At 29.7% G+C, this 4582-nt stretch carries 4 protein-coding genes; all 4 read right to left on the bottom strand.

Features of this window, described 5'->3' with window-relative positions; all coding sequences use genetic code 11:
* Positions 1-99: 99 nt before the first annotated feature.
* Positions 100-2583: a P-loop NTPase fold protein gene (locus tag BXY82_RS15380; RefSeq protein ID WP_133759108.1), complete on the bottom strand. Its 2484-nt coding sequence runs from the start codon at positions 2581-2583 to the stop codon at positions 100-102.
* Positions 2584-2740: 157 nt separating this feature from the next.
* Entirely contained in the window at positions 2741-2998 is a 258-nt protein-coding gene (locus BXY82_RS15375; protein ID WP_133759107.1) for a Txe/YoeB family addiction module toxin, read from the bottom strand.
* A 1-nt stretch (position 2999) separates the two neighbouring features.
* Positions 3000-3254 (bottom strand): type II toxin-antitoxin system Phd/YefM family antitoxin, encoded by a 255-nt coding sequence (locus BXY82_RS15370; RefSeq protein ID WP_133759106.1) that lies wholly within the window; start codon positions 3252-3254, stop codon positions 3000-3002.
* Positions 3255-3584: 330 nt separating this feature from the next.
* Complete coding sequence (gene lnu(I), locus BXY82_RS15365; protein ID WP_133759105.1) at positions 3585-4355, bottom strand: lincosamide nucleotidyltransferase Lnu(I); 771 nt, start codon at positions 4353-4355, stop codon at positions 3585-3587.
* Between the last annotated feature and the right edge of the window lie 227 nt (positions 4356-4582).

The raw sequence follows: 4582 nt of genomic DNA, 5'->3' as shown, positions 1-4582 counted from the left end.
CGACGAAGGAGATTTGTTCCACTTCAACAATGCCAGGAACACATTTGTCAAAATTTAATGGAGAAAAGGCTTGTTTTTTGCCTCAGTTCTTTGTTGGGCTTAGTTTTTTTCAATTCTATTAATATCCTTAGTAATATTCGGTTGTATATATTCCATAAAACTACCAAAATAAGATTTCAGTCTATTTGACTGATTTTTTTCACAAAGTTTCAAGTAATCGAAAAATGATTTCAAACAATCTACTCGTCCATTTAAACTTCTTTTTCCATTTTCGTTGGACAAAGGAAATTTTGAATATATATCGGCAAATGAATCTTTATCAAAAATTGGTGTGTCTTGAATTACCAAATCAAAGTAATGAAACCGAGTGCATAATTCTTTTATGTAATAATAACCCTTTAAAGTAATTGTAATATTTAAATCGTCAGGTATATCTTTTTTGTCAACATCAGTTAGTACTTCATCTGTATCAATCAATGAAATATTAATTAATTCTAAAATTGCTGACCTTAAAGTTTTTATTGTATATCCAAACTGAGTAAATAAATCGTAAATAGAATTAATTGATACAAAACGATTAGTATTTCCCTCGTTTTCATATAGTTTTACTAATTCTTTAAGTAAGTAGAAATTTAAGAAATGGTCAGTCGAATTTTCATTTGGTAATAATAAATTATGGATTGCACTATTATTCGAATTATAGTAATGCTTATTAATTAAACCTATTGATTTAATAAATTCGTGAAAAGGTATAGGACTATGTGTTTCTTCCTCAACTCTGAATCTCTCTCTCATAATATAGTCTTCAACCTTTGTATGTCCTGATGTGAGAAATAATTTGAAAATCCGTAATCCTTCTCTAATATTTGGATAAGTTGTTTGATTTAAGAAGTCAATAATCTCATTATTGTCAGATGAAAAAACAGAACTTTTTAAGCTAGTTAAAAATTCAATTACTGCCTGATTGTTAATTTTTACTTTATAACCTTTAGAATTTTGAGCTTCTATTTCAAAATCGTCAACATTTAAATTTTCCAAAGTATAGTCAAGTCTCTTTTGTAGAACCTCTGAATATTTTGGTGCAGTTATATGATAAACATTACTTTCATAAGCGTCAAAAGGTGGTGCAGAACGCCATTTATAATAGTATCCTTCTCTTAGACTAATTACAGTACCACAAAGACTCGTTTTTGCTAAGGAATGAGCGAAAAGGAAAACTTGCTCTTGAACAGCATCTTTAAATTGGTCAGCATTATCAATAATAATAATTAGCCTTTTTCTCCTGTCTCTAATAAAATACTTACTTAAATTCTCTAAATGTTCACGATTATTTTTTTGTTTTTCGGTTAAAAATTCCGAAACTTTTTGTTGATAAACATCTTCATTATTTGCTTTATCATATGACCAAATACCTTTATCATTTCTTTTAATTTCTTTAAGATAAATACGTTTTAATACTTTTAATGAGTGTAAGTCAATATCATCATATTTATCATAAATATTTTCAAGAATGTTTTTACAAATTAATTCAGAGTCAAATTGATTATTGGAATCAAAATAACTACGTAAATCCAGATATGTAATCAAATGGTTATTTAAATCATTGGCTTTAGTTTGATATTTAAAAAGATGATTTATAAAGGTAGATTTTCCAGCACCTTTAGAGCCTATAATGACAATTGGTTTAGGTGGTGTAAAATTTTGTGAGTTTATTTCATCCTGATTTATTTCATCGGTAATTTGCTTTTGAATGTTAGAAGTGTTTACAGCTGGAATTACATTTGATAATTTTGGTGCCACGTCAGAAAATAAACGCTCAATATCATCTCTGTTTTTTTTAGTTTCTTTGTTTTCAACAAAACATTTTTCTATAAAATCTTCATTGCTTTCACTTTCTGAACTAAACATTTCTCCAAACACATTATTGATTATTGGTGTTATTTTAGAACTCAATGGGTTTCTTATAAGTTCTTTCTCTTTTTGTGTGAGTTTAGAAAAAATAGTTTGACTTGGGTTTATATTACTCGGAAGGTCATATATGAAGCCACCATTATTGATTATTGAAAATTTTGATAGTACTTCATAGAACTCTACAAAACGGTTTTCTACATCTTCAATTCCACTGAAAATCAAACAAGGGTTTTCTTTCCAGCTTGTACCATCAGAATTGTATAGCTTTAAAATTACGTATTGTTTTCCATTAGTAATTACTCCATAATTGACTCCAAAATCACCTGCGTAGTCTCTAATTTGAGTAATTACATCTTCATTTTCTTTTAAAAACGTTTTTACTTTGCAAGTTTTATGTCTTTTTGGAATTACAAATTCCTTGAAATTTTTTTTTGCTTCAATAATAAAGTGAAAACCTGAAATAGATACTTTATAATCAAAATACCCTGAATCAACTTTTCCTTCACGAGTGACATCCGATTCACTCCATCCAAGAATTTTAAAAAGTACATTGTCAATTAATTTTGACCGAGTATCTGATTCATTAATATCTTCTTGAATAAACTTATCAAATTCAGCTTTCAATGAATTAAAATTCTCAAATGATTCGTCTACTGACAATGTTTTTTCCATATTTTTTTCAAATTAAGCCCAACGTTAAATGTATGAGCTGTGGCGTGGTCTCATAACGGACAAATGTAAACACTCACGTAACATTGGAAAATCCGCAGGATTTTCCAAGTAGGCGGGAACTAGCCATGGCTTATACATATTGTTAGCAGCTTTTTTTCTAATCGTAGTGAAATCTGCACTTTGCGATTAAAATTTCGCCTTCATTATATTGATAGATCAATCGGTGCTCGCTATCGATTCTCCTTGACCAAAATCCAGCATATTTATGCTTCAGTGGTTCAGGTTTCCCAATTCCGTCGAAGGGGTTTCTAGCAATATCTTTGAGAAGTTCATTTATTTTTTTTAATTTCTTTTTGTCAGTTTTCTGCCAATAAAGATAATCTTCCCAAGATTCGTCAACAAATATATATTTCATCTTAATCTACGTCTAAATCCTTATTGAAAGTCACTCCACTTTTCAATTTTGCGATTGCGGAATCTAATCTCATTTCATTCTTACGAGAAGATAATTCATGATTAGTTGCCATTAGAGAATTATATTCCTGAAGGGACATAACTACAATTCCAGAGTCCTTGCCACGATTTATAATCAAAGTTTCAAAGTTTTTTGCAACTCGGTCCAAATAAGTTTTAATATCCTTTCTGAAATCAGAAACAGTTGTAATTTGCATAATATTGTATTTAATTAAGTACAAATATACGTACAATTAATGGTGTTTCGTAATTTTTACTATTCATACCAACGTTTAAACAATAATCTGTCTAATCAGTCTTAATTGTTTTATCTTGGGATTAAGTAATTTTTTTACAAATTAAAAGTTAGTTTTAGGAGTCAATCTTGTGAATTTTGGGGAATTGCTGCTAACGGTCAAGTATAAGCGTAGTGCGGGATTTCGGAGCAATTCACTGTCCGCCCACCACAAAGTTTCTTAGGAGCAAAAATGCTCAAATTTAGCAGTTCAGCCCGCATTACGCTTATACAATGTTGGCGGTAGTTTTTTTTATTCAATTCTCCTTAATACCCCCTTTAATTTTGCTTCAACTCCAAGATTATCAAAAAGTTTTTCAGTCAATGTTAATGTCTTCTTGAAAGCTGTTTTAATATCTGTCGGATCTAATTCTGATGTTGTCTCCTGAAATAACGAATACCAATCTGGGTCTATGTCTTTTTCCAAGCTTTTTGTTGGACTTTCCCAATGTTTGGTTTGGTATGTTTCAATTCTTATTAACCAAAGTAAATATTTTTGAACATTTGATAAGCTTTGGTAAGCGTGAGCAAATTCCTGTCGTTTAATTAAGTTGCTTGTTGTAAGTAAAACATTCAACAATGATTGGCTCAACCACAGGATATTTTCATTTGTTGTTCGATCAGGTACTTTAGTTTTTATTTCTTTGAGCGTGTTAGTCAATAAATCTTCTTTATCTACTAAAATCATCTTGTCAAAGTCGCTAAACTCTACCAAACCGTCCCACGATTTGATAACTTCCATTTGGTCGTTTGTCAAAAAATGAAACTCCCCCCTTATCATATTTTCAAAAATGGCAACTTCACTTCCATACTCGTTGGTAAAATATAATGCCAAAGGATGAATTTGGCTTACCCAATTTTCAGCGGAAAAATTTTCTTTATCCTTCAAGAAGATGTAGAATTCAATATCTGAATATTTGTCCCCTTCATTTTTGGGAAATGACCCGTACATAAATACGGCAGAAATATTTTTATCATTTTGAGCTATTGACTTTGTTTTGTCAATCATTTGTAACTGTGTCATTTTCTAATTTTTTAATATTAACAATCGCCCTTTCTACTTTGCGTATTAAAAGATATTTCAATTCTTATTCTATCTTACAGTTACTTATAGCTTCATTTTCTTGAATGTTTTTCGTTGTTAATTGTTTCTTCAAATGTTCGTTAAGATACATGCTTTACAAAAGTTATAGATTAGAGTTTACACTAAATTAGTTTCTAACCTTACTGATTTTTCTTTAGTTCTTAATT

The organism is Gelidibacter sediminis (assembly GCF_004364975.1).
Classification (GTDB): Bacteria; Bacteroidota; Bacteroidia; order Flavobacteriales; family Flavobacteriaceae; genus Gelidibacter; species Gelidibacter sediminis.
Note: the sequence above shows the minus strand (reverse complement) of the source record. Positions and strands in the feature narration are given on the sequence as shown.